The sequence below is a fragment of the Acidimicrobiia bacterium genome (assembly GCA_016650365.1).
Taxonomy (GTDB): domain Bacteria; phylum Actinomycetota; class Acidimicrobiia; order Spongiisociales; family JAENVV01; genus JAENVV01.
The window spans coordinates 1-2,671 of sequence record JAENVV010000048.1 but is presented as its reverse complement, the minus strand read 5'-3'; the positions used below and the strand labels follow the sequence as shown (position 1 = coordinate 2,671).

2 protein-coding genes are annotated in these 2,671 nt (G+C 61.4%); one reads left to right on the top strand and one right to left on the bottom strand.

Features of this window, described 5'->3' with window-relative positions; translation table 11 throughout:
* Window positions 1-78 precede the first annotated feature (78 nt).
* A complete protein-coding gene (locus JJE47_03200; protein ID MBK5266417.1) occupies window positions 79-1,713 on the bottom strand; it encodes a hypothetical protein in 1,635 nt (544 codons plus the stop codon).
* Between the two features lie 213 nt (window positions 1,714-1,926).
* On the opposite strand from JJE47_03200, the gene JJE47_03195 reads away from it, so the two are divergent.
* On the top strand, window positions 1,927-2,671 hold a 745-nt coding region (locus JJE47_03195; protein MBK5266416.1), incomplete at its 3' end, for an MBOAT family protein.

The window sequence follows — 2,671 nt, the reverse complement described above, 5'->3', positions numbered from 1 at the left end:
GCCGACTTCATCGTCATCGGACGTCCTATCACAAGAGCCAAAGACCCGGCGTCGGTGATGAAAGCGATCAACCGCGAGCTAGGGCTCTAGAGCCGCTCTGGTATAGGTGGCGGCCGCGTCCCAGAGCAGAAAGTCGAGAACACCGGCATCCTCAGCGGCCTGAATCTGGGCTCTGACCTCGGCCGGTCCGTAATCCACCCCGAGGGAAAAGTCCTGAAGCCATGCCATCACGGTTGCGTCGGTTCCCGCCACCTGGGTCTGAAAATCCTCAAGAGATCGAAAGGCAATGTCGTAGGGCGAGGAATTCGGATCTGCCACTCCGTATTCGCCAGGTCCCCAATGGGACGGGTACACCATTGGAGCTACGTAATCAACTACGTGCGCCATCCGCGGAATGTCCTGGGCGATCTCGTCGGGGCGAGTGGCGGCGATACCAAAGACGGATGCTCCCAAGCGGGCTCCGGCGGCGTTGATCCGGCCCCGGCTTTCTTCCAGGAAACCGACGATGGCATCTTCGGGGATCGCATCGCCCTGGCCGGGAAATCGCATAGTGTCGAGGAACTGGTCGGGTCGGCGCACGTAGTCGTAAAGGATGTCGTCCACCCCGAGGCGGGCCGCCTCCTCGGCAAGAGCAATGTTGTACTCCCACACTTCGGTGTTGAACGGGTTGGTGTAACCGCCGTATTGCCCATAGGCGGTCCCATCTGGATTTTGGACGACCAGATCCATGGCCCCTGTAGATACCGCATGTGCGGCCAGCTTGGGATCTCGGAAGACCACCAGGCGGCCGATCACCCTGACCCCGAGAGCGTGAAGCTCGTCGACAACCTCGGCCAAGTCCCAAAGCTCCGTCACCGCCCCCACAGTTTGGGCGAGGGGTACGTCAGTGGCGTACCAGATCTCTCCCGCCTCTTCCTTGAGGTCGATCTCGATCGTATTGATCAGCCCGGCGGCAATCATTTCCATGATCGGGTCCTTGAGCTCGGAGCTTGCCCACGTGTAGCCACTGGCGTGGACGCCCCGCACCGGTGGTCCTCCCTCCGATCCGGGTAGCGCTAGAACGACGGCCAGGGTCTCTTCGGTCACGTTTCCGACCGCATCGGTAAGGCTGATCGTCACCGGTGCTTCGGGGGGCCGTTCGAAACTCTGCGAGAAGCTCCCGTCTTCGGCGATGGCGACAGTGGTGCCATTGATGGTGGCGACCGCCTCCAGGTCATCGGTGCTCGCTATGACGACGAGCGGCTCCATCGGCGGGACCGGGCCGGTTGGATCGAGCACCTCGATGAGTGGGCCGGTCAAGTCGACTCTGAAGGCGCGCTGGATTCGAACGGTGGCAGCCAGAGAGCCCCGGTCGACTTCGGCCACGAGTAGGTGATCTCCGTGTCCGAGGCTATCGAGGGTAAGGGTGGCGCTGAGGTCGACGATGGACACCCCGAGATCGGAGCCGTCGATCGAAGCTGTTACAGCCTCGACCGGTCGATCGAAGGAAAGCGACACTCCGGTCGGAACGGTTGAAGGCCCGTAGGTCGCGCCCTCAATGATTCCGGTCAGGGTCACCACCGGACTGGCGAATCGGGGCCAAACTATGGCGGCCGCAACCGCGATCGGGATCATCGTGAACACGATCCAGCCGCGACGAGTAACCCGCAGTCGACGTCCTTGTCGCGACTGGCGCGGCTCCCGGCCCTGGCGAGTTGTGGAGGGTGCACCCATCGGCCAGTCAACGGTACCTGAAAGCCCGGTCCGACAGCTTGGGCAGGGCAAGGCGCACCCGGATCCAAGCGACCTTGCCAGTGTCCCTTTTCTCCTTGTCTTCTCGGCCGGAGACCGGGGTGAAGGTCCCTGCCGCCGAGGAGGAGGAAGAGGGGTGACCAGGTCGGATGCCCGAACGGGATCCGGGCGAGCCGATAGCATCTGGCGCCTTCAGTGATCTTTCCCACTATTCAATTCGCCATCTTCTTCGCGGTCGTCTTGACCGCCAACTGGCTGTTGATGCCTCATCCCCGCCAGTGGAAGCTCTTCATGCTGTCTGCCAGCTATTTCTTCTATGGATACTGGGATTGGCGGTTTCTGGGCCTTCTGGCGTTCACAACGGTGGTCGATCACACCGTCGGCGGTTCGATTCACCGGACTACGGACCCCCGCCGACGCCGCCTCCTGCTGATACTCGGCGTTGTCGTGAGCTTGGGGGTGGTCGCCTATTTCAAGTACTACGACTTCTTCGCCAGCTCGTTGATCAACCTGGCCCGTCCGCTCGGAATCGACCTTCCTTTGCCGATCTTGAACATGGTCCTTCCGGTTGGGATCTCGTTCTTCACGTTTCAGTCTCTTAGCTACACGATCGATATCTACCGTCGGAAGCTCGAGCCGGTTCCTCTGCTCGATTTCGCCGTGTTCGTGTCGTTCTTTCCGCACCTGGTCGCCGGCCCTATTGTGCGCGGCTCTGAATTTCTGCCCCAACTGAAGGAGCGACACGATCCCCGCCGGGTGCAAGGGGCCGCCGGGTTCGCCTTGATCGCAGCTGGCCTCTTCAAAAAGGTCGTCGTCGCCAACACTCTGGCGACGGGCCTGGTCGACCCTGTGTTCGCCTCGCCTCAGAACTTCAGCGCTTTGGAGGTGCTGACCGGAATCTATGCCTATGCAGTTCAAATCTTCGCCGACTTTTCGGGTT

Bases quoted from the DNA above. Each gene is read 5' to 3' on its own strand.
- JJE47_03200 (MBK5266417.1), bottom strand. From the start codon at position 1,713: ATGGGTGCACCCTCCACAACTCGCCAGGGCCGGGAGCCGCGCCAGTCG.